The sequence below is a fragment of the Streptococcus suis genome (assembly GCF_017601095.1).
Lineage (GTDB): Bacteria > Bacillota > Bacilli > Lactobacillales > Streptococcaceae > Streptococcus > Streptococcus suis_Z.
In genome coordinates, this window is sequence record NZ_JAGFUX010000004.1 from 169729 (window position 1) to 195742 (window position 26014).

Below are 26014 nucleotides of genomic sequence, written 5' to 3' on the forward strand. Positions count from 1 at the left end.
TTTCTTAAAAAACGCGATAAACATAGGGGTTGTCAGGTTCCTGGACCGATTGGATACTTTGGGTTTCTATGGTTGGCAAACTCTGTCCAAGGGCTGTATGGTAAGTCACTTTAATTGTCCCCTCTACTTTGACCCAACTATTATCTGAAAAGGTCTGGTTGGTGCCAGTCACCAATAAACCATAGACACCTGAGTCAGCGATACAGTGGATAATGCCAAAGCGGAAGAGGAAAAATTGCTGGCTATTGTCAGGGTCATTGTAGACAAATCCGACCATTTCAATCGTTTTTCCTGAAAATTCACTTGGAAAATCATAGATGGCTTCCATGACTTCCATATAGTTTTCATTGGTAATCTGGATTTTTTCCTGGGCTAAATAATGGTCAGCAATCTCACGCATTTCAGATTGGTAGGTGGATTTTGTAAAGTAAATGGATGTATCTGGTTTCAGGTATTGCACGGTTGTCCCTTCTTGGGCCTGAGTAGCAGTGTCATTTTCAGCAGCTAAAGGGAAATGATAGCCCTTGGCGGCGACAGTTGTTGAATCGAGGCTCACCGTTGGAAAAAGCCAGGCAACTGCTAAGGGAATCAGTAGAAGGCAGATGCTAGATGCTTTTGCCAACCGACTGGTTAAATGACTGTGGGTTTCCAATTGCTTCATCCAGACAACTAATTGCACTAGCGCCAAGATAAAAGCGAGAATCATGGATAAAAATGCCAAGTAGGTGTAGTGCAAGTTGATGTACTGGTCCAACTTACCAGACACGTAGAGATACATGGTCATTTCAAAATATGCTGCTAATACCAAAAATCGAATCATACTAGACCTCCAATCAACCAGCAATAGACAAGGACAAGTAAAGACACTAGACCGACATAAGCACCGATGAACCATGATTTGAAATAGGATTTCATCATCAGAAGATTTTTGACGTCGACAATAGGGCCAATGATGAGAAAGGCCATTACTGGCGCAAAACCAAAACTAGACAGCAAAGATGCTCCGATAAAAGCATCTGCTTCTGAACAAAGCGAGAGTAGGAAAGCAAGAACCATCATCAGTAAAATTGCTGTTAGAGGACTGTGTCCGATACTGGTTAACAAGGCTGTCGGAACATAGACCTGCACCAGACTGGCAAATAAACAACCGAATACTAAATAACGCCCCGTATCAAAGAACTCATCAATGGCGTGTATAAGAGCATGTCCTATTTTTTTCCAAATTGATTTTGTCACCAAGCTATGCTGGCGATTGTCTTCTAAAGGACGCTTTAGTATAGGCTCTTTGACAAAATAAGCCAAAATCAAGCCCACTACCATGGCAAGCAATAGTGAGCCAAGGGCACGATAGATAAGAAAGATCCAGGAATTTCCAAAAGCAATAAAGGTCGCAAACAGTACAATTGGATTAATCACAGGAGCTGTGATTAAAAAGGGAATGGCGGTGTATTGTGGGACTTTTTTCTCCAAGAGTCGATTGACGATAGGGACGATACCGCACTCACAAGAAGGAAAAATTAAACCAACAAAACTTCCAAAGATAACAGCTAAAATTGGCTGTTTAGGCAGAAAGCATCTAACTAGATCAGGACTGACAAAAACCTCGATGAAACCGGACAGGATGGAACCAATCAAAACAAAGGGCAGGGCCTCGATGATAATGGATAGGAAAATCGCACCAGCTTGCAGGATGGAAGTAGGCAAGTTTTCAAAACCAAACATATGGCCTACTCAGCACTTTCATCTTGCTGGGGAGCTGATTTTGGATCCGGAAATTCCACTTTTTCCATCTCATCAAATGATGCAAAGGTTTCAAATAATTTCTCTAAATCATCTTGACGTTTATAAGTAACAGGCATAAGCCACCTCCAAAAATTATGTTGATTTTATTATACCGTTTTTTATCAAATTTATCTAAAAAATCTAAAGCAGATCCAAGTGTTAAATGACCAGTCCCTTATTTTTCATGATATAATGTACAATATGAAAACAAGAATTGAAGAACTGGTGGAACTGCTCAACCAGTATGCCAAAGAATATTATCAACTAGATAAACCTAGCGTTTCCGACGCTGAATATGACAAGCTCTATCGAGAATTGGTGGAACTGGAAATGGCTCATCCAAACTTGGTATTGCCTAACAGTCCGACCCACCGCGTTGGTGGCAAAATTTTAGACGGTTTTGAAAAATATAGCCATGTCTATCCTCTTTTTAGCTTGCAGGATGCCTTTTCACGTGAGGAATTGGATGCCTTTGACCAACGTGTTCGCAAGGAATTTCCACAGGCGACCTATATCTGTGAACTCAAGATTGACGGTTTGTCCATTTCCCTGACCTATGAAGCAGGCAGTCTAGTAGTAGGTGCGACACGTGGTGACGGTAGTGTCGGTGAGAATATCACCGAAAACCTCAAGCGTGTGGCAGACATTCCCCTGACCTTGCCTCAGGCGGTCGATGTTACTGTCCGTGGCGAATGCTATATGCCAAAGGCCTCCTTTGACCGCGTCAACCAACAACGTCAGGAGGCAGGTGAGGCAGAGTTTGCCAATCCACGAAATGCAGCAGCAGGGACCCTCCGCCAGCTTGATACGGGAGTGGTGGCCCAGCGTGGTCTCGCTACCTTCCTCTACCAAGAGGCTAGCCCCTCTGAAGCGACCAGCCAGTCACAAGTGCTGGAAAAACTGGATGCTCTGGGCTTTGTGACTAATCACGACTACCAGTTGGCCGACAGCATGGATGATGTTTGGGCTTTTATTGAAAAAATGGCAGAGCGTCGAGAAGATTTGCCCTATGAAATCGACGGTATCGTGATTAAGGTCAATGACCTAGCTATCCAAGAGGAACTAGGTTTTACCGTTAAGGCACCTCGTTGGGCAGTGGCCTACAAGTTTCCAGCCGAGGAAAAAGAAGCCCAAATCCTGTCAGTTGACTGGACCGTCGGTCGAACAGGTGTCGTTACTCCGACTGCCAACCTCAGCCCTGTTCAGCTAGCTGGAACGATAGTCAGTCGCGCCACTCTGCACAATGTTGATTACATCGCAGAAAAAGACATCCGTATTGGTGATACGGTCATTGTCTACAAAGCTGGGGACATTATCCCCGCTGTTCTGAAAGTGGTAGATAAATATCGGTCTGAGCAGGAAGTCATGCCTGTTCCAAGTCACTGTCCGTCTTGTCAGAGCGACTTGCAACACTACGAAGATGAAGTGGCCCTCCGTTGTATCAATCCCATCTGCCCTAGTCAGTTGATGAGCAAACTAGAACACTTTTCCAGCCGTGATGCTATGAATATCGCTGGTCTAGGGTCGTCCATTGTTGAAAAACTCTTTGGAGCCGGCTTGGTACACGATGTTGCAGATATTTATAAATTAACTGTTGATGACCTATTGACCTTGGAAGGCTTCAAAGAAAAATCAGCTGACAAGCTCTATCAGGCCATTCAGACATCAAAAGGAAATTCAGCAGAACGGCTCTTGTTCGGTCTGGGCATTCGTCATGTCGGCAGTAAGGCCAGTAAGATTTTGCTGGAAAACTTTGGCGACTTGGAAGTCCTAGCTCAAGCCAGCCAAGACGAGATTGCTTCCCTAGAAGGATTGGGCCAGGTGATTGCCAAGTCCCTGACCAGCTTCTTTGCCAGCTCAGGTGCCCAGCAACTTTTAGCTGAACTTAAGGAAAATGCCGTAAACTTGACCTATCTAGGACAGGTGGCAGATGAAAATGCTGCCCTGTCTGGACTAACAGTTGTCTTGACTGGTAAGTTGGAACGGATGAAGCGGGGAGAGGCCAAAGCTAAGCTAGAAGCCTTGGGTGCCAAGGTAGCAGGGTCCGTTTCCAAAAAGACCAATATGGTCATCGCAGGTGCTGACGCGGGAAGCAAGTTAGCCAAGGCACAGGAATTAGGTATTGAAATAAAAGACGAGGCTTGGCTAGAAAGCCTCTAAGGTATAGAATATGGAAGTTCAAAAAAGAGCACGATTGATTTATAATCCAACCTCTGGTCAGGAAATCATGAAGAAAAATGTGGCAGACGTACTGGAAATTCTAGAAAGTTATGGCTATGAAACCTCTGCTTTCCAGACAACCGCTGCAAAAGATTCTGCCAAGAATGAGGCGAAACGAGCAGCAGAAGCGGGATTTGACTTGATTATCGCAGCGGGCGGAGACGGAACCATTAATGAAGTGGTCAATGGAATTGCTCCTTTAGAAAAACGACCTAAAATGGCTATCATTCCGACAGGAACCACCAATGACTATGCTCGTGCCCTCAAGGTCCCTCGTGGTAATCCAGTTGAAGCAGCTAAATTGATTGGCAAAAATCAGACGATTTTGATGGATATTGGCTTGGCTAAGAACCATAAAAAAGGAGTTTATCAAGAACATTACTTCATTAATATCGCTGCCGCAGGAACTCTGACAGAATTGAACTACAGTGTACCAAGTCAACTTAAGACAATGTTCGGGTATTTAGCATATGTGGTAAAAGGAGCAGAGCTTTTGCCACAAGTTCAATTCACACCTGTCTTGGTTGAGCATGATCATGGTATTTTTGAAGGCAAGATTTCTATGATGTTCGTCGCTTTGACCAATTCTATAGGAGGTTTTGAACAGATTGTCCCTGATGCCAAGCTAGACGATGGGCAGTTTACCTTGATTATGGTAAAAACCGATAATTTGTTTGAGATATTGCACCTGATTCGACTGGTCATTGATGGAGGCAAACATATCGATAGCGATAAGATTGAATATATTAAAACAAAGTCATTGCATGTTCGCTCTCTGGATGCTCAACATCCGATGTTGTTAAACTTGGATGGCGAGTATGGTGGTAATGCACCTGTGGAATTATTTAACCTCAAGAACCATATTGAATTTTTTGCTGATACGGATGAGATTGCCGATCATGCGATTACGGTTGATACAGAAGAACTCAATCTGGAACAGATGACCAGAAAGTTCTTGGAAGAATCAGCCCGGTTTGATAAGACTATTAAATAGGAAGAAAAGAGCCAAAAGGCTCTTTTTCTTTTTGTCAAAAGCTGAATATAGCGTTTACATTGATCGTATTTTCTTGACAAACGCATTTAATAGGAGTATGCTTACATGGTATAAAAAATTAAAGGAGAATTCAACATGAATTTAGGTGCATTGGCTTTAGGTTTGGCCTGTCTTGGAGTAAGTATCGGTGAGGGTCTTTTGGTAGCTTCTTACCTTAGTTCGACTGCTCGTCAACCAGAGATGCAAAGCAAATTAATGGCTGGTGTATTTTTGGGTGTAGCCTTTATCGAAGGTACTTTCTTCGTAACACTCGCGATGGCATTTGTACTCGGTTAAGAAAAAGAGAGATTAGAAAAAGGGGGAACCTCCATTGGAAGAACATGCAAGTCCAACCCTTACCCTTGGTCCCGTAACCTTTGACTTGACCATGGTATTGGTTTCATTCATTACCATTTTCGTTATTTTCCTCCTGGTTTTCTGGGCAAGTCGCCGTATGGAATTAAAACCTAAAGGAAAACAAAATGTCCTGGAATATATTTATGAATTAACCATAAATTTCACCAAGGGAAATCTGGGTGATGAAGATGCAAAACGCTATTCACTCTTCTTTTTCACAGTCTTTACCTTTCTCTTAGTTGCCAATAATTTGGGTTTGATGACCAAAATCGAAACAGCAGAAGGACACAATCTTTGGACCTCACCAACAGCCAATATGGCCTATGACTTTGGTCTAGCAACGATTGCAATTGTTTTCTGTCATGTAGAAGGTATTCGCCGTAAAGGTTTCAAAGGTTATTTAAAAGCTTTTGTGACACCTTGGGCCATGACTCCCATGCATATCTTAGAAGAAGTGACAAATTTAGCATCTCTGGCCTTGCGTTTGTATGGTAATATCTACGCGGGTGAAGTACTGGTGTCTCTTCTCTTACAATTGTCTCAACAGAGCGCTCTAGCATATCCGATTGCCTTTCTTTTGAACGTGCTTTGGACAGCCTTTTCTGTCTTTATTTCATGTTTACAGGGTTATGTTTTTGTTATGCTGGTGTCCATGTATTTGAGCAATAAAATTGGTGACGAACACGGATAGGAAAGGAAGAAAAGATTTATGATTAGACTACTCAGTACAAGTAGTACCATTCTCGGCAATTTTATCCTTGTAACGGCTTCGTTCGGCCTGTTGATTCTATTGATTCGTATCTTTGCTTGGAATCGTATTACAGGTATTTTTGAAGAACGTGAGCAAAAAATTTCAGGTGATATTGATGCTGCGGAAGAAAAATTGCAAGTTGCATCAGATTTGGTAGAACAGCGTGAATCTGAGTTAGCACAAGGGCGAGTAGAAGCGCAGCAAATTGTACAAGATGCTGTTGAACGTGCAAAACTTGAAAAAAAACGTATCTTAGAACAGGCAGATGTTGAAATTCAAGGCTTAAAAACTAAGGCTCAAATGGAAATTGAAGCTGAAAAACGCGAAGCCCAAGAAAATCTTCGTGTCCAAGTTGCAGATTTGGCTGTAGACTTGGCAGGAAAAATTATCTTAGAAGATTTGAGCCAGGAAGCCCATCAAGCTTTGATTGATCGGTATATTGACAAGCTAGGAGACAAATAAGATGAATGCAAGAGAAACTGCCCTCGTGCAAAAATATGCTCAGTCATTCGTTGAAAAAGTAAGTGATAAGCAAGAAATCTGGGGCATGTATGACCAGATTTCAGATTTGATTGCGATTATTCACGAAACCAAGTTGAATCGCATCCTCTTGTCACCAACCGTATCAGCTGCTGAAAAATCAGAATTTGTTCGAACGGTTCGCCAATCTTCCTACTATCAAGTAAATGAACTGATTGAAGAAGTCATTCGCGACGGTCATTCTGACCTCTTGTTGGAGACTTTAGAAGCAGCCAACCGTTCGATTAGTAAAAGTAAGAATAAGTTTGACGCCCATGTGGTTTCAGTCTATCCTTTGACTTTCGAACAAAAAGACAGATTGACAAAGCTTGTACAAGAGAAATTTTCTTTGACGGTCCGTTCGATTATCGAAGAACTTGATCCAAGTATTCTTGGTGGTTTTATCATAACGGTCAATCACAAGGTGATTGATGCTAGTGTTCGAACCCAGTTGAAAGAAATTAGAAATAAACTTTAAAAAATAGAAAGTGGTGTTCTTTTGGTGATTAATGCACAAGAAATTAGCGCTTTACTAAAACAACAAATTGAAGGGTTTCAACCAGACTTTGACTACACAGAGACAGGGGTTGTAACCTATATTGGTGATGGAATTGCCAGGGCCCACGGTCTTGACAATGCCATGAGTGGCGAGCTATTAGTCTTTGAAAATGGAACAATCGGTATGGCTCAAAACTTAGAAACCAACGATGTTGGTATCATCATTTTGGGTGAATTCACTGATATTCGTGAAGGTTCTGTCGTTCGTCGTACTGGCAAAATCATGGAAGTTCCTGTTGGCTCAGCCTTGATTGGTCGTGTCATCAATCCACTAGGTCAACCAGTCGATGGACTTGGTGATATTCGGACAAGTAAAACCCGTCCGATTGAATATCCAGCACCAGGTGTTATGCAACGGAAGTCGGTTAATGAACCACTTCAAACTGGTCTTAAGGCTATTGATGCCTTGGTTCCGATTGGTCGCGGCCAGCGGGAATTGATTATTGGGGACCGTCAGACAGGTAAAACATCAGTTGCTATCGATGCAATCCTTAACCAAAAAGGACAAGATATGATTTGTATCTATGTGGCGATTGGTCAAAAGGAGTCAACGGTTCGTACTCAGGTGGAAACCCTTCGTCAGTACGGTGCCTTGGATTATACAATCGTGGTAACGGCTTCGGCTTCTCAACCGTCTCCCTTGCTTTTCTTGGCTCCTTATGCTGGTGTTGCGATGGCAGAAGAGTTCATGTATGAAGGCAAACACGTCTTGATTGTCTATGATGATTTGTCAAAACAGGCGGTGGCCTATCGTGAATTATCCCTCTTGCTTCGTCGACCTCCAGGTCGTGAAGCTTATCCAGGGGATGTCTTCTACTTGCACAGCCGCTTGCTTGAGCGTTCAGCTAAAGTTTCAGATGAATTAGGTGGCGGTTCCATTACAGCTCTGCCATTTATCGAGACCCAGGCAGGGGATATTTCAGCCTATATCGCAACTAATGTGATTTCAATCACGGACGGTCAAATCTTCTTGAAGGATGACTTGTTCAACTCTGGTATCCGTCCAGCCATTGATGCGGGTTCTTCTGTATCACGTGTAGGTGGTTCGGCTCAAATTAAAGCTATGAAGAAGGTGGCAGGTACTCTTCGAATCGATTTGGCTTCTTATCGGGAACTAGAAGCCTTCACGCAATTTGGTTCGGATTTGGATGCAGCTACGCAAGCCAAACTCAACCGCGGTCGTCGAACTGTGGAAGTGCTCAAACAGCCCTTGCACAAGCCACTTCCAGTTGAGAAACAGGTCTTGATTCTTTATGCTCTTACCAATGGTTTCTTGGATTCTGTTCCGATTGCAGATGTCTTGGCATTTGAAGAGGAACTCTATGACTTCTTTGATTTGCACTATGATAATCTCTTGGAAGTCATCCGTACAACCAAAGATTTGCCAGATACAGACGAGTTGAATGCAGCTATTCAAGCCTTCAAAGACCAGTCTGTTTTCAAGTAAAGGAGTGTAGAGCATGGCAGGTTCTCTAAATGAGATTAAAACAAAAATAGCTTCTACTAAGAAAACCAGTCAAATCACAGGCGCCATGCAAATGGTTTCTGCCTCAAAATTAGCAAAGTCTGAGCAGTTGGCCCAATCCTTTCAAATTTACGCTAGCAAGGTCCGTCAAATTACGACGGATTTGTTGCACGCAGAACTGATGGCTTCTGATACTTCCAATCCTATGTTGATTCGTCGACCTGTTAAAAAATCAGGCTACATTGTCATCACCTCAGACAGCGGCTTGAAGGGTGGCTATAATTCAACCATTCTCAAAGCTGTTATGGGGATGATTGAACAGGATCATAGTTCAAATGATGAATTTGAAATCATTGCTATTGGTAGTATGGGCGCAGATTTTTTCCGCGCAAGGGGAATGAATCCTGTCTTTGAATTGCGTGGCTTAGCTGATAACCCAAGCTTTGAAGATGTTCAAAAAATCATTTCAAAATCGGTTGAAATGTACAAAAATGAAATTTTTGATGAACTCTATGTTTGTTACAACCACCATGTCAATAGCTTGACTAGTCAGGTGCGTGTACAGCAAATGTTGCCGGTTGAAGACTTGGACCACAATGAAGTAGAAGGTTATACAGCGACGTTTGAACTGGAGCCAAGCCGTGATGCGATATTGGAGCAATTATTGACTCAGTACGCAGAATCGACTATTTATGGAGCCATTTTAGATGCAAAAACTGCTGAGAATGCTGCTGGTATGACAGCCATGCAGACAGCAACAGACAATGCAAAAAATGTTATTTCAGATTTGACCATCAAATACAACAGGGCTCGTCAGGCTGCGATTACGCAAGAGATTACGGAGATTGTAGCAGGAGCTTCTGCATTGGAATAGATTAGAAAATAGAGGAAACAGTATGAGTTCAGGCAAAATTACTCAGGTTGTTGGTCCCGTTGTTGACGTTGCCTTCGCAGCTGAGGATAAGCTTCCTGAGATTAACAACGCCTTAGTGGTATATAAAAATGACGACAGCAAGCAAAAGGTAGTGCTAGAGGTCGCTTTGGAACTGGGTGATGGTGTCGTACGTACCATTGCTATGGAGTCCACAGACGGTTTGACACGTGGAATGGAAGTATTGGACACAGGCCGTCCAATCTCCGTTCCTGTCGGAAAGGAAACACTCGGTCGTGTATTTAATGTTTTGGGAGATACGATTGACTTGGATCAGCCGTTTTCGGAAGATGCAGAGCGTGAGCCAATCCATAAGAAGGCACCAAGTTTTGATGAATTGTCTACTTCGACAGAAATTTTAGAAACTGGGATCAAGGTTATTGACCTTTTGGCACCTTACTTAAAAGGTGGTAAGGTTGGCCTCTTTGGTGGTGCCGGTGTTGGTAAAACTGTCTTGATCCAAGAGTTGATTCATAACATCGCCCAAGAACACGGAGGGATATCTGTCTTTACAGGTGTCGGTGAGCGTACTCGTGAAGGAAATGACCTTTATTGGGAGATGAAGGAATCAGGTGTTATCGAGAAAACGGCCATGGTATTCGGTCAGATGAATGAGCCACCAGGTGCTCGTATGCGGGTTGCTCTGACCGGTTTAACTATTGCGGAATACTTCCGTGATGTCGAAGGTCAGGATGTTCTGCTCTTCATCGATAACATTTTTCGTTTCACGCAAGCAGGTTCAGAAGTATCAGCCCTCTTGGGTCGGATGCCTTCTGCCGTTGGTTACCAGCCAACCCTTGCAACAGAAATGGGACAGTTGCAGGAGCGAATTACTTCAACGAAGAAGGGCTCTGTTACATCAATTCAGGCTATTTACGTGCCTGCCGATGACTATACAGACCCAGCCCCAGCGACTGCTTTCGCACATTTGGATTCAACAACTAACTTGGAACGGAAATTGACCCAGTTGGGTATCTATCCAGCGGTTGATCCATTGGCTTCCTCATCACGTGCCCTTGCTCCAGAGATTGTGGGCGAGGAGCATTATGCCGTTGCCATGGAAATCAAACGTGTCCTTCAACGCTACCAAGAATTGCAAGATATTATTGCCATTTTGGGTATGGATGAATTGTCAGATGAAGAGAAGACCCTGGTTGGTCGTGCTCGTCGCATCCAATTCTTCTTGTCACAGAACTTTAACGTGGCAGAGCAATTTACTGGGATGCCAGGTTCTTATGTTCCAGTTAAAGAAACTGTCAAAGGCTTCAAGGAAATCTTAGAGGGTAAACATGACCATCTTCCAGAAGATGCCTTCCGTAACGTTGGTTCAATCGAAGATGTACTTGCCAAAGCGGATAAGATGAAGTTTTAGAGGTGAATCATGGCTCAAATGACCGTTCAAATCGTAACGCCGGATGGCATCAAATACGATCACCACGCTGCCTTTGTTTTGTGTAAAACAAAAGAAGGTGAGTTGGGAATCTATCCAGGTCACTTGGAATTGATTGCTGTTTTGGAAATCGATGAAATCAAAGTTCGTCGGGTAGATGATGAAAACCATGTGGACTGGATTGCGGTCAATGGTGGTATCATCGAAGTAAATAAAGACCTGATTACCATTGTTTCTGACTCAGCAGAGCGGGAACGTGATATTGATGTCAGTCGTGCAGAACGTGCCAAATTACGGGCTGAAAGAGAGCTGGAAGAAGCTCACAATGCCCACAATATTGATTTGGAAATGCGCGCCAACATCGCCTTGCAACGAGCTATTAACCGGATTCGTTGTGGTAATCGTTAACAGCTAGGAATTTTCCTAGCTTTTTTTTGTTTGATAGGATTACAGAAGAAGGTCTGTGTTTCTTTTGGCAAATTTTGGGGGAAGTTTGTTATAATAGAGTCATGCTTAATTCGTTATTTCAATTATCCAGTCACTTGTTATTTATATACCTCTCCCATATATTGTTGACATCGGTCATTGATTGGAAATCAGTTTTTAAGGGGAGTCGAGAGACTGGAAAGATTCAGGTCTTACTTCTCTTTTTCGCAATTGCTTTGGGCTATATCGTGTCAGGCTTCTTCCTAGATATCGTTGCCCTCAGTAAGCTATTTGTACTTCAATAGAAAAGAGAGAACTTATGGATCAAATTATAGTAACTGGAAGTAAAAATCCCTTGCAAGGAAAGGTCGCGATAGAAGGAGCAAAAAATGCTGTTCTGCCCTTGTTAGCAGCTACGATTTTAGCTTCAGAAGGGACTTCAACTTTAACCAATGTGCCCATTTTATCAGATGTATTTACCATGAATAACGTTGTTCGTGGTTTGGACATCGATGTGACTTTTGATGAAGAAGAAAAACAGGTTTTCATTGATGCAAGTGGTCAGATTGGTAGTCAGGCACCCTATAAATATGTGAACCAAATGCGGGCTTCAATTGTTGTACTTGGTCCAATTTTGGCACGAAATGGTTATGCCAAGGTCTCTATGCCAGGTGGTTGTACAATTGGCAGTCGTCCCATTGATTTACACTTACAAGGTTTGGAAGCGATGGGGGCACGCATTACGCAACGCTCAGGTTACATTGAAGCGCATGCGGAGAAATTAAAGGGAGCACATATCTTCATGGATTTCCCAAGCGTAGGTGCTACTCAAAACCTGATGATGGCAGCTTGTTTGGCTGAGGGAAAAACTGTTATTGAGAATGTAGCTCGGGAGCCTGAAATTGTTGATTTGGCGATTTTCTTGAACAAGATGGGAGCCAAAGTACGTGGTGCAGGTACCGAAACCATTACCATTGAAGGTGTTGAACATCTTAAAGGAACAGTTCATCAGGTAGTTCAAGATCGGATTGAAGCGGGAACATTTATGGTTGCAGCTGCCATGACAGGTGGTGATGTACTGGTTCAGGATGCTATTTGGGAACATAATCGTCCCCTTCTCTCAAAACTTCAGGAGATGGGAGTCGAGGTGCTTGAGGAAGACGAAGGTATTCGAATTCGTTCAACTGTGAAAAACCTTAAACCTGTTTCTGTTACAACCCTACCTCATCCAGGATTTCCAACGGATATGCAAGCCCAATTTACAGCCTTAATGTCAGTTGTAAAAGGCCAGTCAACCATGGTTGAGACAGTCTTTGAAAATCGCTTTCAGCACTTGGAAGAAATGAGACGGATGAATGTCCATTCAGAAATTTTGCGTGATACGGCCATTATCCATGGAGGGCAAGCCTTGGAAGGAGCTCAAGTCATGTCAACAGATTTGAGAGCAAGTGCCGCTCTGATTTTGGCTGGCTTAGTAGCAGAAGGCCAAACAATCGTCGGAAAACTTAGTCATTTGGACCGCGGATATTATAAATTTCATGAAAAATTAGCCCAACTTGGTGCTCAAATTGAACGAATCAAAGGAGAAGACAGTGATGTTTAAAGAAAATGTTGGCTTTGTCGGACGACAATGGTTGATTGTCTTTCTAGTTTTCATATTGGCACTACTATTTTTGGCGGCAGGTCTCATGGTAGGCTACGGTGTTGTCGGAGATGGAGACAATGCCTGGGCTATTTTATCACCTGATAAATGGCAAGAATTAATGAGTAAATTTACAGGAAAGTAGGCTAGACCTACTTTTTTGATGGGAGATATATGGCAAAGAAAAATGTAAAAAAACAGGCCATGAGCCTGCTTAGTTTGATAGCAACTATTGTTGTAGTAGGCGGAGGCTATCTTTTAAATAATTCGAGTAGCAATAGTACAGCTAGTTATTCGTACTATGTGAATCAATCGCAGGCAAGTGAGTCTACCCCAAGTGAGGAATTAGCTAGTTCTGTTTTAACGGAGAGTGTAAAAAAACAAGTGGGCAATTCAATTGACTGGAATGGAGCTGGCGCATTTCTTATCAACGGCAATAAGACTGATCTAGATGCTTCTGTGTCCAGCCTGCCTTATGCAGATACCAAAACTAAAACAGCCCAGGGAGAAACAGTTCCAACGGTAGCTAATGCCTTGATGACTAAAGCAACCAGACAATACAAGGACCGTAATGAGACTGGAAATGGTGCTACGTCTTGGACTCCAGCAGGTTGGCATCAGGTTCATGATTTAACTGGGGAATATGACCATGCTGTGGATCGTGGGCACTTGCTAGGATATGCAATCATTGGCGGTCTATCTGGCTTTGATGCTTCAACCAGCAATCCTCAAAATATTGCAGTTCAAACAGCTTGGTCCAACCAGGCCAATGATCAAACATCGACAGGACAGAATTATTTTGAAACCTTGGTACGAAAAGCACTAGACAAGAACAAACGTGTCCGCTACCGTGTAACCTTGATTTATGCCCAAGAGAATGATTTAGTCGCAGTTGGCCGACAAATCGAAGCTAAATCTTCTGATGGAAGCTTAGAGTTCAATGTATTTGTTCCCAATGTACAGAGCGGCCTCAGCATTAACTACCATAGCGGTGAAATCACGGTGAATGAATAAAGAAATCAGTTGCTAAACTGCCTATATTTTGTTAAACTAGAAATAATTGAATAGAAGTCTGTGAGACTAGTACACCTATGGAAACTGCCCAGGGAGTTGAGCCGTGACTGCAAGCTCAATCAGTGAAAGTTGGTCGAATTCACTCACGCAAGGACTTAGAACTAAGGTCTGCCTAGCAGATGAAAACGGATGGTACCGCGTGACAACGCTCCGATACGAGTGGTGTCATGCGTTTTTTTATTGGAGGAATTATGTCAAACATTGAACAACAGTTGGCCGATTTGCGCCAAACGACACTAGAAAAGCTAAAAGAAATCCAGCACCAAGGAGAAAAAGAACTACAAGACCTGCGTGTTGCAGTTTTGGGTAAAAAAGGGTCCTTGACGGACCTGTTGAAAGGTTTGAAAGATCTTTCTAACGATATGAAACCAATCGTTGGTAAGCAGGTCAATGAAGTGCGTGATGTGCTGACAGCTGCCTTTGAAGAAACTGCTCAGAAGGTTGCAGCCGCAAAAATCCAACAGCAATTAGCTTCCGAAACCATTGATGTGACCTTGCCAGGTCGCCAGGTCAAGGTCGGAAAACGCCATGTCCTGACTCAAACTTCTGAAGAAATAGAAGATATTTTCTTGGGCATGGGCTTCCAAATCGTTGATGGATTTGAAGTGGAAAAAGATTACTACAACTTTGAGCGCATGAATTTGCCAAAAGATCATCCAGCGCGTGATATGCAAGATACCTTCTACATCACAGAAGAAATCCTAATGCGGACCCATACCTCACCTGTTCAGGCACGGACTATGGACCAGCATGATTTCTCAAAAGGTGCTTTGAAGATGATTTCGCCTGGACGTGTTTTCCGTCGTGATACGGATGATGCGACCCACAGCCACCAGTTCCACCAGATTGAAGGCTTGGTTGTCGGTGAAAATGTATCCATGGGCGATCTCAAGGGTACGCTTGAAATGATCATTAAGAAGATGTTCGGTGAAGAGCGTCAAATTCGTCTCCGTCCATCATACTTCCCATTCACGGAGCCTTCTGTTGAGGTGGATGTTTCTTGCTTCAAGTGCGGTGGTGACGGCTGTAACGTATGTAAGAAAACGGGCTGGATTGAAATTCTCGGTGCCGGCATGGTCCACCCACAAGTATTGGAAATGAGTGGCATTGACTCAACCAAGTACTCTGGATTTGCCTTCGGTCTTGGTCAGGAACGCATTGCTATGCTCCGCTACGGTATCAACGACATCCGTGGATTCTATCAAGGCGATGTACGATTCTCGGAGCAATTCTGATGTGAGACCTGTTTATGATACTGAAAGTATCTAGAAACAGGACGGTAGCCGCTCTAGCAGTTTACTTAACCCAGTTAGAAATGAGAGGCAATGAGATGCAGATTGATCCTATACGTTTAGAAGAGGTTTCCGTTTTGCAGGAGTTGGCCAAGCAGACCTTTGCTGAAACCTTCGCTCACGATAATGATCCAGAGGAGCTGGAGGCTTTCTTCGAGGAGGCTTATTCCATGGATGTTTTGACAAGGGAGTTGTCTGATCCCAATTGCCAGCATTATTTTCTAAGGATTGATGATCAGGTGGCTGGTTATCTCAAGCTCAACCAAGGTTCTGCGCAGACGGAGCAGGAGTTGGAAAATGCCTTTGAAATCCAGCGTATCTATCTCTTGCAGGCCTATCAGGGACGCGGTCTTGGGCAGGTCTTGTTTGAATTTGCTTTGGAAAAAGCAGAGCAGTCAAGCTGTGACTGGGTCTGGCTGGGAGTTTGGGAACGTAATTACAAGGCTCAGCAATTCTATGTAAAATACGGATTTGAAAAATTTGGCCAGCATGAATTTGCGGTCGGTGATAAGATTGATGTGGATTGGCTTCTGAAACGGCCTTTGCACCAGAAAGGATAATATGTTAGTAAGTTACAAATGGTTAAAAGAACTGGTTGACTTTGATGCGACAAGCCATGACTTGTCTGAAAAAATGTCAACAACAGGAATTGAAGTAGAAGGGGTTGAGCAAAAGAGTGCTGGCCTTTCTAAGTTGGTTGTCGGGCAGGTTGTGTCTGCTGAGCCAATTCCAGATACCCACCTCAATATTTGTCAGGTCAATGTGGGCGAAGAAATCACGCAAATCGTTTGCGGTGCTCCGAATGTGAAAGCTGGTATCAAGGTAATCGTCGCTCTGCCAGGAGCTCGTATCGCTGGAAACTACAAGATCAAGAAAGGCAAAATCCGCGGAGTTGAGTCCTTGGGTATGCTCTGCTCATTGAGCGAAATCGGCGTGTCCGACTCAGTTGTGCCAAAGGTCTATGCGGATGGAATCTACCACCTGCCAGAAGATGCAGTGGTGGGTGAGCCAGTCTTTTCATACCTAGACCTTGACGACGAGATTATCGAGCTGTCCATCACACCAAACCGTGCCGACGCCCTCTCCATGCGTGGCGTGGCTCATGAAGTGGCAGCTATCTATGACAGCAAGGTCAACTTCAAGCCTGTGGTCTTAGAGGAAAGTGACAAGAAGGCCAGCGATGTGATTGAAGTGGCCATTGAGTCAGACAAGGTACCTGCCTACACGGCTCGTGTCATCGAAAATGTGACCATCGCACCAAGTCCACAGTGGTTGCAAAATCTGCTCATGAATGCAGGTATTCGCCCGCTCAACAACGTGGTCGATATCACCAACTACATCTTGCTTTACTTCGGTCAGCCAATGCACGCCTTTGACTTTGATAAGTTTGATGGCAAGAAAATCGTGGCTCGTCAGGCAAAAGAGGGTGAAAACTTGGTGACCCTTGACGGTGAAGAGCGTGACTTGATTGCCGATGATATCGTCATTTCCGTTGCGAACAAGGCAGTTGCCCTCGGTGGTGTCATGGGCGGTGCCAACACAGAGATTGACAACAACTCTAAGACCGTTGTGCTGGAAGCTGCCCTTTTTGACGGCAAGTCTATCCGCAAGACCTCAGGTCGCCTCAACCTTCGCTCTGAGTCCTCTTCTCGCTTTGAAAAAGGCATCAACGTAGCAACTTTGACGGAAGCTATGGACACAGCAGCTGCTATGATTGCGGAATTGGCTGGCGGTCAGGTCTTGTCTGGCATCGTTTCTGCGGGTAGCGTGGACACTTCGGACGTTCCAGTCACAGCAACCATTGATTACGTTAACCGCTCGCTCGGGACCAACCTCGACTATGCTCAAATTGCAGACATTTTCCGTCGTTTAGGTATGGAAACAACTGGCGATGCAAGTCAGTTTACAGTCGCAGTACCGCGTCGTCGTTGGGACATTCGCATTCCAGCAGACTTGGTAGAAGAAATCGCTCGTATTTATGGCTACAATAATCTGCCGACCACTCTTCCAAAAGAGGACGGTACAGCAGGTGAGTTGACCCTGACCCAGAACATCCGTCGCCAAGTACGTAGCCTGGCAGAAGGTGCAGGCCTGACAGAAATCATTTCCTACGCCTTGACAACACCTGAAAAGGCTGTGGAGTTTGCAGCACGTCCAACCACAGTCACCGAACTAATGTGGCCAATGACTGTTGACCGCTCTGCCCTTCGTCAGAACATGGTGTCTGGTATGCTGGAAACTCTTGCCTACAACGTGGCTCGTAAGAACAAGAACTTGGCTCTTTACGAAATCGGTAAAATCTTTGAACAGTCTGGCAATCCAAAAGAGGACCTGCCACAAGAAATCAACAAGTTTGCCCTTGTCTTGACTGGTTTGGTAGCTGAGAAAGACTTCCAGACACCAGCTGTGCCTGTTGATTTCTTCCATGCCAAAGGGATTTTGGAAGCAATCTTTGCTCATTACAAGTTGGCTGTTGACTTTGTGGCGACTAGTGAGATTGCGGCCTTGCACCCAGGTCGTACAGCTGAAATCCATTTGAATGAGGCTGTGATCGGCTTTGTCGGTCAGGTACATCCTCAAACGGCTAAGGACTACGGTATTCCTGAAACTTACGTGGCTGAAATCAATCTGGATGCGATTGAGCAAGCTCTCCAGCCTGCTCAGCCATTTACCGAAATCTCCAAATTCCCAGCGGTTAGCCGTGATATTGCCCTGCTTTTGAGCAGCGATGTCAAGCATCAGGATGTCCTGGATGCCATTGCTGGTGCGGGCGTGAAACGCTTGACCAAGGTTACCCTCTTTGATGTCTATGCGGGCAGCAATATTGAGGCTGGTAAGAAATCTATGGCTTACAACCTGACCTTCCAGAATCCAGCGGATAGCCTGACGGATGAGGAAGTGGCTAAGTACATGGAGAAAATCAGTAAGGCTCTTGTTGAGCTTGGTGCTGAGATTCGTTAATTTGTAAATCTTATCAAATCCTAGTCTGCGTGCTAGGATTTTTGGGAGGGAGATATGAAGGCTCAAGATATTCACGAAAAATTTTTCCGACAAGGCAAGCTTATCGTGATTCCTAAAAAATTGAAAAGTAAGCAGGTCTTGTTTGCCTACTTGCAGGAGGAATTGGCTAAGAAAGGCTCAACATTCACTGAAAAAGAGGTTAATGGCTTTCTAGCTGAGATTTATGTTGACTATGCTATATTGAGACGCTACTTGGTGGATTATGGCTACTTATCGCGTGACCAGTATGGTTTGGAATACAGAATAGAAGAAAAGAGATGATTGCGGTCATCTCTTTTGTCTTATAAAATAAAGGGTTCAATCTTCAACTCTATCTGGTTGCCATACTTGGCTAGTAAATCCTCTGCTAGCGGATGATAGAGTGTTCGTAGTTGTTCAATCTTGTCAGGGAATTGCTTGCCGATGTAGTCAAACTTGCATTCGATTGTTAAGAAAAGTTGGTGGAAGAGTTGATTAATCTCATTCAAGCGGGCAATCATTTCTTCATCCTCTTTGAGAAAATCAGGGATTTCTGAGCGATTGTTGACAAAACCGTCGATGAGTTTTACGGGGAAAGAGCCGTATTCTAAGACAAATTCGTACATGGGTTTCTCCTTGCGTTCGTTTTCTTTATTTTAGCATAGTTGCAACCCTTTTCCTACGATTTTGATTATGGGGTTATTGGAGTCGTATGGTCATTAGGACAGGATGGTGGTCGCTGGACGCAAAATCGTTTGAGAGAGTTTTAATCGTATCAACAATGATATTGTCTGAAAGGATAAAACCATCGATTGTTCCTGTCAGAGTAGAGTTGGGATTGTAGGGTTGGTCAATATTGCGGACAGTTGGTGCATTACTTGGAGCAGCGAGAGTAAAGCCTGCTGGTAGCTGGTCAACGGGGAAAGTCTTCATCCAGGTCAGGTCGTTGCGGGCCTTGTCATCAAGTGCATGGTTGAAATCTCCGCCAACGATGACATAGTTACCTTTTGTATACTCGCTTTCCATGGTTTGACTAATTTTTTCCAGCTGTGCCTTTTGGATACTCGCATTCTTAGTATAGGCAGAGAGGTGGACATTGATAACTACTAAATCCGCTCCGCTATTTGTCGCAAAGCGATTGACCGAATAAGCGCGATCCAGGTCAAAGAACTTACTGATGTCCGTGTCAATGGGCAGCTGGTAGCGAGTGGCATCTTGAAAATCTATCTTAGAGAGGGTTAGCAATCCAGAAGTCGCTTGGCCAATCGGGTCGGTGACAGGGTAGAAGAGGTAGGATGAGTCGTAGTTCTGAGCGAAGGACCAGGAGTAATCCGCCAGTTCCTGTGTGAAATAAGCGACCTGATTGACGTGCTGGGAACGGTCACCATCCAGATCCACCTCCTGAAAGAGAATGAGGTCGGGATCGGCAGAAGTTATCAGGTCCTTATCATTAGCCAGAGCCTCCTCCACAGCCTCTTTGCTCCGTGCCCGGACCTCATTACCCCCGTCCATAAAGAAGGAGTAGTCGCTCGGATAAGAGCCGTAGCCGATATTAAAGGTCATCATAGAGTAAGTTTGACCGACCGCAAACTCGTCCTGACTGGTCTGATTGGTCACCTCCAGAGCAAGATTGTCTTCAAGCCTGTGGTAGTCAAGAAAGAGGTAGGCTACATAGGAGCCGACGGTCAGCAGGATAAGAGCCAGGATGCTCAGGCACCATTTGATAATCTTTTTTAACATGATTTTCTCCTTTGCTTTATTGTAGCATAGTAGAGCTGTTGAGTTAAGTTTTCTTTAACATTTCTTTCAGCTTCTTTTAACTTTCGGGCGGTAAACTACTACTTGTAAACGAGACAGGTGCTCGAAAAAAGTGATAAGAAGGTAATCCCATGAAGACAAGAATCGTACAAAAACAGTTTAAACGCATTGAATCAAAATACATTTTGGACAAGGCAACCTTTGCTCTCTTAGCAGAAGATTTGAAAGAATACATGGTGGCGGATGAATATGCTCAATCAACTATTACAAATATATATTTCGATAATGAAAACTTTGATATGATTCAAGATTCCATTGCTAAAAAGAATGGTCGAGAAAAAATTCGGATGCGTGTCTACGATTCTAAACCTTCTGAATCCAGTCAAGCTTTTCTTGAAATCAAGAAAAAAGAAAATAAAATTGGCTATAAATACCGCTTAACTTCAAACCCTGTTTCTGTAACAAACTATATTGAAAATGGAGTGATTGATTCCACAATTAAAGACGATAAAGTTACATCAGAACTAGAGCAATTGAGAGAACGCTACGGAACAATTAAGCCTAAAATGTATATCTACTACGATCGCGTATCCTACAAAGGAATCGAAGACAAAAAGGTTCGTCTCACAATTGATAAGAACTTACTTTATCGAGATTACGATGTAGATGCAATGGAAGGTAAATTTGGTAAGAACCTTTTGGATCCAACAAAAGTCATCATGGAAGTAAAAGTTCCAGAAGAACGACCAGACTGGTTGGTAGCCCTACTCGAAAAATACCAGATTGAAAAACAATCATTTTCTAAATATGGCAATGCCTATAAGCTTGCCCACAACATCACTGGAGAGGAAGTAAGTCAACATGCAGCTGTTTAACAGTATCTTTTCAACTGCCAATAGCAGTATCACCTTAACACAGATGGCAATGGTCTTTGCAGTCAGTCTGTCTATGGGGGTACTCTTAGCAGCTGTTTATAAGTATAAATCCAACTATACAAAAGAATTTGTCATCACACTAAGTCTAATGCCGGCATTGATTGCAGTAATCATAGCATTGGTAAATGGTAACTTAGGAGCGGGTGTTGCAGTAGCAGGGACTTTCAGTCTTATTAAATTCCGTTCAGCGGCAGGTTCTTCAAAGGAGATGCTTGCAGTCCTTCTTGCAATGGCTATTGGTCTCGCGACAGGGATGGGCTTCCTAGGTTTGGCTGTCTTTATGACGGTCATCCTATCTGCTTGTATCATGATTTTTGAAAACATTAGTTTTGCCCAAGTCAATCAAAATCGACGTCATCTCTTGGTGACAGTACCAATGGACTTTGACTACGACCAATTTTTTGAGAAACAATTTGGTACATCCTGCAAGCAAGCGGATCTCATTTCCTTTAAGTACAAGAAGAAAAAAGAAGCGCTAATCTTAGAATATCAAGTTCTCCTCGATAAAAAAATTACAGATAAACACTTGGTTGATACAGTATTGTCAGCAGGTCCCTTGGCTGTCGTATTGAACAAGCAAATGCCTAAGAAGAAGTATTTGTAGTATCAAATAAGCCCTGGATTTCCAAGGCTTTTTCTCTTTTCTAAATTATTCTTCATAAAAATCAACGCTGTAATCCAGCAGCTTATCCCCATCATAGCGGAAGCTAGCGGAAAAAAATGGTTTGTCCTCTAAAAGCCATTTTTGAAAATGCCTGTCGCCCTCCCAGGTTGGTTTGGACAAGACTTGGTCATAGGGAACCCACTCTAAATCACCTTCGTCACAATCAATAAGACTTCCTTCAAAACCTGTTATCTTAAAGACATAGGTGTACCAGTCAGTGTTTGGAGTAAAATCTGGAAAGGTGATGACCCCTTTGAGGGCATGCTTGGTGACGGTCAGGCCCGTTTCTTCAAAGACCTCGCGAATGGCACAGGCTTGCGGTGTTTCACCAGGCTCCAACTTGCCACCGACCCCAATCCATTTCCCCTGGTGGACATCGTTTTCTTTTTTATTGCGATGGAGGAGGAGAAATTCCTTGCCATTATCAATGTAGCAAATCGTCGCTAGTTGGACAGGTTTTTTGGTCATAGTAGCTCCTTGAAAATCATTTCCTCCATTATATCACAAAGCTATATCACAAAGCCAGTCGATGGGAATGGGCTAGATGATGGTTGGTCGGGGACAGTTTCTGCATTAGGAAGTTGAAAGCCCTTTTCTGAAAGGGGATTTTACGGTATAATAAGAACATCAAATTATTTAGGATGTACTATGTCAAAACAAGAACAAATTGAACAAACCATTTATCAATTATTGGAATTATTAGGAGAAGATCCAAACCGTGAGGGTTTGCTAGATACACCAAAACGTGTAGCTAAAATGTATCTAGAGATGTTTAACGGCCTACAAGAGGATCCTAAGGACCAATTTACGGCTGTCTTCTCAGAGGGTCATGAAGAGGTTGTTTTGGTCAAGGATATTCCTTTCCACTCCATGTGTGAACACCATTTGGTGCCCTTTTATGGCATTGCTCATGTAGCCTATATTCCGAGCAAGGGTCGAGTGACAGGTCTGAGCAAGTTAGCGCGTGCAGTGGAGGTAGCAAGTCGTCGCCCTCAATTGCAGGAGCGCTTGACTCATCAAGTGGCTCATGCACTTCAAGATGCCCTTGCCCCAGAAGGCGTCTTTGTCATGGTTGAAGCAGAGCATATGTGCATGAGTATGCGTGGCATTCGCAAGCCAGGTAGTAAGACAGTGACCACAGTTGCCCTTGGCAAATACAAGGAAGATGCCATCTTGCGCCGTGAACTCTTGTCCATGATTCACAATAAATAGGAGGTTCTATGTCTATTGAACGATTAGCCCATCAAGTAACCATTATGGGGATTCTCAATGTGACCCCAGATTCATTTTCAGATGGGGGTAACTATAATGAGGTAGAAGCAGCCCTGGCTCAAGTAGAAAAGTTGTTGGCAGACGGCGCGACTGTCATCGATGTTGGTGGTGAGTCCACTCGTCCAGGTGCAAGCTTTGTGTCTGAAGAAGATGAGATTGCTCGCGTGGTTCCGACTATCCGCGCTATCAAAGAAAACTATGACTGTCTTGTCAGCATCGACACCTATAAAACAAGCACAGCACGAGCAGCGCTTGAAGCAGGCGCAGATATTTTAAATGATGTCTGGGCAGGACTTTATGATGGAGATATGCTAGCACTGGCTGCGGAGTACAAGGTACCAATTATTCTCATGCACAACCAGAAAGAAGAAAGCTATGCGGATGTTGTTGGAGAGGTCAAAAACTTTCTAGCTGAACGAGCACAAGCTGCTTTGGATGCAGGTGTTTCCGCAGACAAGATTTGGTTGGATCCAGGATTTGGCTTTTCGAAGAATGTCCAACATAATCTAGACCTCTTGCAAGGTCTGGAACAGATTACTGCTCTCGGTTATCCCGTTCTATTTGGAATATCTCGTAAGCGCGTGGTAGATTATCTGCTTGGTGGAAATAGCTTACCGACTGACCGCGATCAAGCAACGGCAGCCTTGTCTGCCTGGGCAGTCCAAAAAGGCTGTAAAATGGTCCGTGTTCACAATGTCGCTGCCAACCGTGACATCGTTAAAGTTTGGGACCAATTGACTTCTGGAGGTCAACATGGATAAGATTTCTCTTAATAAATGTCGCTTTTACGGCTACCATGGTGCCTTCAAAGAAGAACAAGTTCTTGGTCAAATTTTCACAGTTGACTGTGATTTGTTTGTTGACCTGACAGCAGCTTCACAAACTGACAATTTAGAAGACACAGTTCACTACGGTATGGTCTTTGATACCATTAAAGCAGTTGTGGAAGGCAAGCCCTACATTCTTATAGAAAAGGTAGCAGGTGTTATTTGTCAGGAGATTTTTGATCAATTTCCAAAGGTGGAGAAGATTCGCTTGGCCATTTACAAGGAAAATCCGCCCATTGCTGGACACTATGATTCTGTCGGAATTGAATTGGAGCGTGAACGACCATGAAGCATCTAGCCTATCTCAGCATTGGCGGAAATATGGGGGACCGTCTAGCTTATTTAAAGGCGGCTTTAGAGGCCGTAGATCGTCATCCTGACTGCCGACTAGGTTTGGTTTCTCCCATCTATGAAACACCAGCTTGGGGCAAGACAGATCAGGCTGATTTCCTCAATCTGGCCTGTCAGGTTGAAACAGATTTATCTGCCCAAGACTTTTTAGCCCTTTGCCAGCAGATTGAATTGGATCTGGATCGGGTCAGGATTGAAAAGTGGGGCCAACGTACCATTGATTTGGATATTATTTTTTGGGATGAGCAAGTGATTGAGGAAGAAAACCTCATCGTTCCCCATCCCTACGCCCATGAGAGGGCATTTGTTCTTTTACCACTGGCTGATATTGCAGCAGATTATCGACATCCAAGTTTTGGTCAAAGGGTAGAAGAGCTAGTAAGTAATTTAGGAGATACGTCAGATATTAAAAAAATCTCTCTTGACTAAGAAGGGAAAATAAGGAGAACTATGGCAATTTTAGCAATTTTAGGAGTTTTACTGGCCGTTGTGGCCATTATTTATTGGACTGCAAAGAATCTACATGTAATTGTTGCAGCGCCATTGGCTAGTTTGATTATCATCTTGACCAATCAGATGAATGTGTTAGAGGTCATGTTTGGACAGGAGAAGTCCTATATGACTGGTCTAGCAGGATTTCTGATTAATAACTTTGCCATTTTCATGTTGGGATCGATTTTAGCTAGATATATGGAAGCAAGTGGAGCTACCCAGACCATCGCCAATAGTATTTTGAAACTTGTCGGAAAAGACAGTCCCTATAAGGTTTTATTGGCAATTACCTTGATTACAAGCCTATTAACCTATGGTGGGGTCAGTATTTTTGTAGTGATTTTTACCCTACTTCCACTTTCTCGACCACTATTTAAAGAGTTGAATATCAATTGGGCCCTATTTCCCCTCCCCGTTTTTCTCGGAGCAAGTACCTATACCATGACATCCTTGCCAGGAACACCTTCCATTCAAAACGTGATTCCAACCAAGGTTTTGGGAACGAGCCTGACAGCAGCTCCCCTACTTAGTCTAGCGGCCAGTGTTACCTTGTTGCTCTTTGGTCTATTTTACATGGCATATTGCCTTAAGCAAAGTCTTGCCAAGGGAGAAACTTATACAGAGGTCGAAGAAGCATCTGTCTCGACGGAAGAAGGCAAGCAACCTAGTGTTGTGCTTTCTATCTTACCATTGCTGAGTTTGATTGGAGTGATTTTCGTATGGAGTCAAACACCAAATATCTTGGTCATTGGACTGACAGTCTCTATTCTATTGGCAGCCCTGATTTTTCATTCCTATCTTCCAAATCAAAAAGATATGTTGAACTCAGGCGCGACAGCTTCTATTGTCCCAGCCTTTGCTACATCTAGCACAGTAGCTTTTGGAACAGTTCTTGCCATGTCGACAGGTTTTGCCGTCATTCAAGACTGGATCCAACAGATTCCAGGATCTCCACTGATTAGTTTGTCACTATCAACAGCCTTGATTAGTGGTATCATCGGATCTTCTTCTGGAGCGGTAGGCATTGCCTCTAATAACTTCTTGCCAGCCTACTTGGAAATGGGGATTAATCCGGAAGTCCTCCACCGTGTGGTTGTCGTAGCTTCGGCTATATTGACTGTTGTACCACAATCCGGTGTTATGATTACCTTCCATAACCTGTCAAAAATCAGCATGAAGCGTGGTCTCAAGTATTCATTTGTACTGGTGACAGTTGGTCATTTGTTGGCTTTACTGGTGATGTTTTTGCTTATTCCAATTTTATATCCATAAAAACAACAGCCCCATCAAAGATGG

The 26014-nt window shown here is 43.6% G+C and carries 31 protein-coding genes; 25 read left to right on the top strand and 6 right to left on the bottom strand.

Annotation, left to right across the window (positions count from 1 at the left end):
* Positions 1-4 precede the first annotated feature (4 nt).
* Genes J5566_RS04965 through J5566_RS10680 form a run of 3 tightly spaced genes read right to left on the bottom strand, consistent with a single transcriptional unit; the run spans position 5 to position 1859 of the window.
* Positions 5-820, bottom strand: a complete 816-nt coding sequence (locus J5566_RS04965) for a TIGR03943 family putative permease subunit (protein ID WP_208562356.1) — start codon at positions 818-820, stop codon at positions 5-7.
* Entirely contained in the window at positions 817-1722 is a 906-nt protein-coding gene (locus J5566_RS04970) for a permease (protein WP_208562357.1), read from the bottom strand. The genes J5566_RS04965 and J5566_RS04970 overlap by 4 nt, the downstream gene beginning before the upstream one ends.
* Positions 1723-1727: 5 nt before the next feature.
* Entirely contained in the window at positions 1728-1859 is a 132-nt protein-coding gene (locus J5566_RS10680) for an SPJ_0845 family protein (protein WP_279630949.1), read from the bottom strand.
* Between the two features lie 124 nt (positions 1860-1983).
* Between J5566_RS10680 and ligA the strand changes: the two genes are divergently transcribed.
* From ligA to J5566_RS05060, 18 genes are all read left to right on the top strand, one after another.
* Positions 1984-3942, top strand: a complete 1959-nt coding sequence (gene ligA / locus J5566_RS04975; RefSeq protein ID WP_208562358.1) for an NAD-dependent DNA ligase LigA — start codon at positions 1984-1986, stop codon at positions 3940-3942.
* A gap of 10 nt (positions 3943-3952) precedes the next feature.
* Positions 3953-4996 (top strand): diacylglycerol kinase family lipid kinase, encoded by a 1044-nt coding sequence (locus tag J5566_RS04980; RefSeq protein WP_208562359.1) that lies wholly within the window; start codon positions 3953-3955, stop codon positions 4994-4996.
* Positions 4997-5131: 135 nt separating this feature from the next.
* On the top strand, positions 5132-5332 hold the full coding sequence (locus tag J5566_RS04985) for a F0F1 ATP synthase subunit C (RefSeq protein WP_158456970.1): 201 nt from the start codon (positions 5132-5134) through the stop codon (positions 5330-5332).
* 34 nt (positions 5333-5366) lie between these two features.
* Positions 5367-6083: a F0F1 ATP synthase subunit A gene (gene atpB / locus J5566_RS04990; protein WP_208562360.1), complete on the top strand. Its 717-nt coding sequence runs from the start codon at positions 5367-5369 to the stop codon at positions 6081-6083.
* 18 nt (positions 6084-6101) lie between these two features.
* On the top strand, positions 6102-6605 hold the full coding sequence (gene atpF / locus J5566_RS04995; protein ID WP_208562361.1) for a F0F1 ATP synthase subunit B: 504 nt from the start codon (positions 6102-6104) through the stop codon (positions 6603-6605).
* A 1-nt stretch (position 6606) separates the two neighbouring features.
* On the top strand, positions 6607-7140 hold the full coding sequence (locus tag J5566_RS05000; RefSeq protein ID WP_208562362.1) for a F0F1 ATP synthase subunit delta: 534 nt from the start codon (positions 6607-6609) through the stop codon (positions 7138-7140).
* 21 nt (positions 7141-7161) lie between these two features.
* Positions 7162-8667 carry a F0F1 ATP synthase subunit alpha gene (atpA, locus tag J5566_RS05005; RefSeq protein WP_205031239.1) on the top strand — a complete coding sequence of 502 codons (1506 nt, stop codon included), beginning with the start codon at positions 7162-7164 and terminating at the stop codon, positions 8665-8667.
* 13 nt (positions 8668-8680) lie between these two features.
* Positions 8681-9559 (top strand): F0F1 ATP synthase subunit gamma, encoded by an 879-nt coding sequence (locus J5566_RS05010; protein ID WP_208562363.1) that lies wholly within the window; start codon positions 8681-8683, stop codon positions 9557-9559.
* A 22-nt stretch (positions 9560-9581) separates the two neighbouring features.
* Entirely contained in the window at positions 9582-10988 is a 1407-nt protein-coding gene (atpD, locus tag J5566_RS05015) for a F0F1 ATP synthase subunit beta (protein WP_158456958.1), read from the top strand.
* 9 nt (positions 10989-10997) lie between these two features.
* Complete coding sequence (locus J5566_RS05020; protein ID WP_158456956.1) at positions 10998-11414, top strand: F0F1 ATP synthase subunit epsilon; 417 nt, start codon at positions 10998-11000, stop codon at positions 11412-11414.
* Between the two features lie 101 nt (positions 11415-11515).
* Positions 11516-11737, top strand: a complete 222-nt coding sequence (locus J5566_RS05025) for a DUF1146 family protein (RefSeq protein ID WP_208562364.1) — start codon at positions 11516-11518, stop codon at positions 11735-11737.
* Positions 11738-11751: 14 nt separating this feature from the next.
* A complete protein-coding gene (murA, locus tag J5566_RS05030) occupies positions 11752-13035 on the top strand; it encodes a UDP-N-acetylglucosamine 1-carboxyvinyltransferase (protein WP_208562365.1) in 1284 nt (427 codons plus the stop codon).
* A complete protein-coding gene (locus J5566_RS05035) occupies positions 13028-13219 on the top strand; it encodes a DNA-directed RNA polymerase subunit beta (RefSeq protein WP_208562366.1) in 192 nt (63 codons plus the stop codon). Before murA ends, J5566_RS05035 begins: the two co-directional genes overlap by 8 nt.
* A 29-nt stretch (positions 13220-13248) precedes the next feature.
* Positions 13249-14088, top strand: coding sequence for a DNA/RNA non-specific endonuclease (locus J5566_RS05040; RefSeq protein ID WP_208562367.1), 840 nt, complete (start codon positions 13249-13251; stop codon positions 14086-14088).
* Between the two features lie 251 nt (positions 14089-14339).
* A complete protein-coding gene (gene pheS, locus J5566_RS05045) occupies positions 14340-15383 on the top strand; it encodes a phenylalanine--tRNA ligase subunit alpha (protein ID WP_172072294.1) in 1044 nt (347 codons plus the stop codon).
* Between the two features lie 95 nt (positions 15384-15478).
* Positions 15479-16000, top strand: coding sequence for a GNAT family N-acetyltransferase (locus J5566_RS05050; protein ID WP_172067519.1), 522 nt, complete (start codon positions 15479-15481; stop codon positions 15998-16000).
* A gap of 1 nt (position 16001) precedes the next feature.
* Positions 16002-18401 (top strand): phenylalanine--tRNA ligase subunit beta, encoded by a 2400-nt coding sequence (gene pheT / locus J5566_RS05055; RefSeq protein ID WP_208562368.1) that lies wholly within the window; start codon positions 16002-16004, stop codon positions 18399-18401.
* 54 nt (positions 18402-18455) lie between these two features.
* Positions 18456-18722, top strand: a complete 267-nt coding sequence (locus tag J5566_RS05060) for a DUF2087 domain-containing protein (protein WP_208562369.1) — start codon at positions 18456-18458, stop codon at positions 18720-18722.
* 20 nt (positions 18723-18742) lie between these two features.
* Here the strand turns inward: J5566_RS05060 and J5566_RS05065 are convergent, their stop codons facing one another.
* Positions 18743-19045: a hypothetical protein gene (locus tag J5566_RS05065; protein WP_172021348.1), complete on the bottom strand. Its 303-nt coding sequence runs from the start codon at positions 19043-19045 to the stop codon at positions 18743-18745.
* 73 nt (positions 19046-19118) lie between these two features.
* Positions 19119-20159, bottom strand: coding sequence for an endonuclease/exonuclease/phosphatase family protein (locus J5566_RS05070; protein WP_208562370.1), 1041 nt, complete (start codon positions 20157-20159; stop codon positions 19119-19121).
* Positions 20160-20308: 149 nt separating this feature from the next.
* Between J5566_RS05070 and J5566_RS05075 the strand changes: the two genes are divergently transcribed.
* Both J5566_RS05075 and J5566_RS05080 read left to right on the top strand, forming a co-directional pair.
* Complete coding sequence (locus tag J5566_RS05075; protein ID WP_208562371.1) at positions 20309-21052, top strand: polyphosphate polymerase domain-containing protein; 744 nt, start codon at positions 20309-20311, stop codon at positions 21050-21052.
* Positions 21039-21716, top strand: coding sequence for a DUF4956 domain-containing protein (locus J5566_RS05080; protein ID WP_208562372.1), 678 nt, complete (start codon positions 21039-21041; stop codon positions 21714-21716). Before J5566_RS05075 ends, J5566_RS05080 begins: the two co-directional genes overlap by 14 nt.
* Positions 21717-21761: 45 nt before the next feature.
* Here J5566_RS05080 and J5566_RS05085 read toward each other — a convergent pair whose 3' ends face one another.
* Complete coding sequence (locus J5566_RS05085; RefSeq protein ID WP_208562373.1) at positions 21762-22244, bottom strand: NUDIX hydrolase; 483 nt, start codon at positions 22242-22244, stop codon at positions 21762-21764.
* 180 nt (positions 22245-22424) lie between these two features.
* Here J5566_RS05085 and folE point away from each other — a divergent pair, with 180 nt between their 5' ends.
* The 5 genes from folE to J5566_RS05110 are packed head-to-tail and all read left to right on the top strand — an operon-like array spanning position 22425 to position 25990.
* Complete coding sequence (gene folE / locus J5566_RS05090; protein WP_205031229.1) at positions 22425-22988, top strand: GTP cyclohydrolase I FolE; 564 nt, start codon at positions 22425-22427, stop codon at positions 22986-22988.
* 8 nt (positions 22989-22996) lie between these two features.
* Positions 22997-23809: a dihydropteroate synthase gene (gene folP, locus J5566_RS05095; protein ID WP_208562374.1), complete on the top strand. Its 813-nt coding sequence runs from the start codon at positions 22997-22999 to the stop codon at positions 23807-23809.
* Positions 23802-24164 (top strand): dihydroneopterin aldolase, encoded by a 363-nt coding sequence (gene folB / locus J5566_RS05100; RefSeq protein WP_024400723.1) that lies wholly within the window; start codon positions 23802-23804, stop codon positions 24162-24164. The genes folP and folB overlap by 8 nt, the downstream gene beginning before the upstream one ends.
* Complete coding sequence (gene folK, locus J5566_RS05105; protein WP_208562375.1) at positions 24161-24655, top strand: 2-amino-4-hydroxy-6-hydroxymethyldihydropteridine diphosphokinase; 495 nt, start codon at positions 24161-24163, stop codon at positions 24653-24655. The genes folB and folK overlap by 4 nt, the downstream gene beginning before the upstream one ends.
* Before the next feature lie 21 nt (positions 24656-24676).
* On the top strand, positions 24677-25990 hold the full coding sequence (locus tag J5566_RS05110) for a GntP family permease (protein WP_208562376.1): 1314 nt from the start codon (positions 24677-24679) through the stop codon (positions 25988-25990).
* Positions 25991-26014 lie beyond the last annotated feature (24 nt).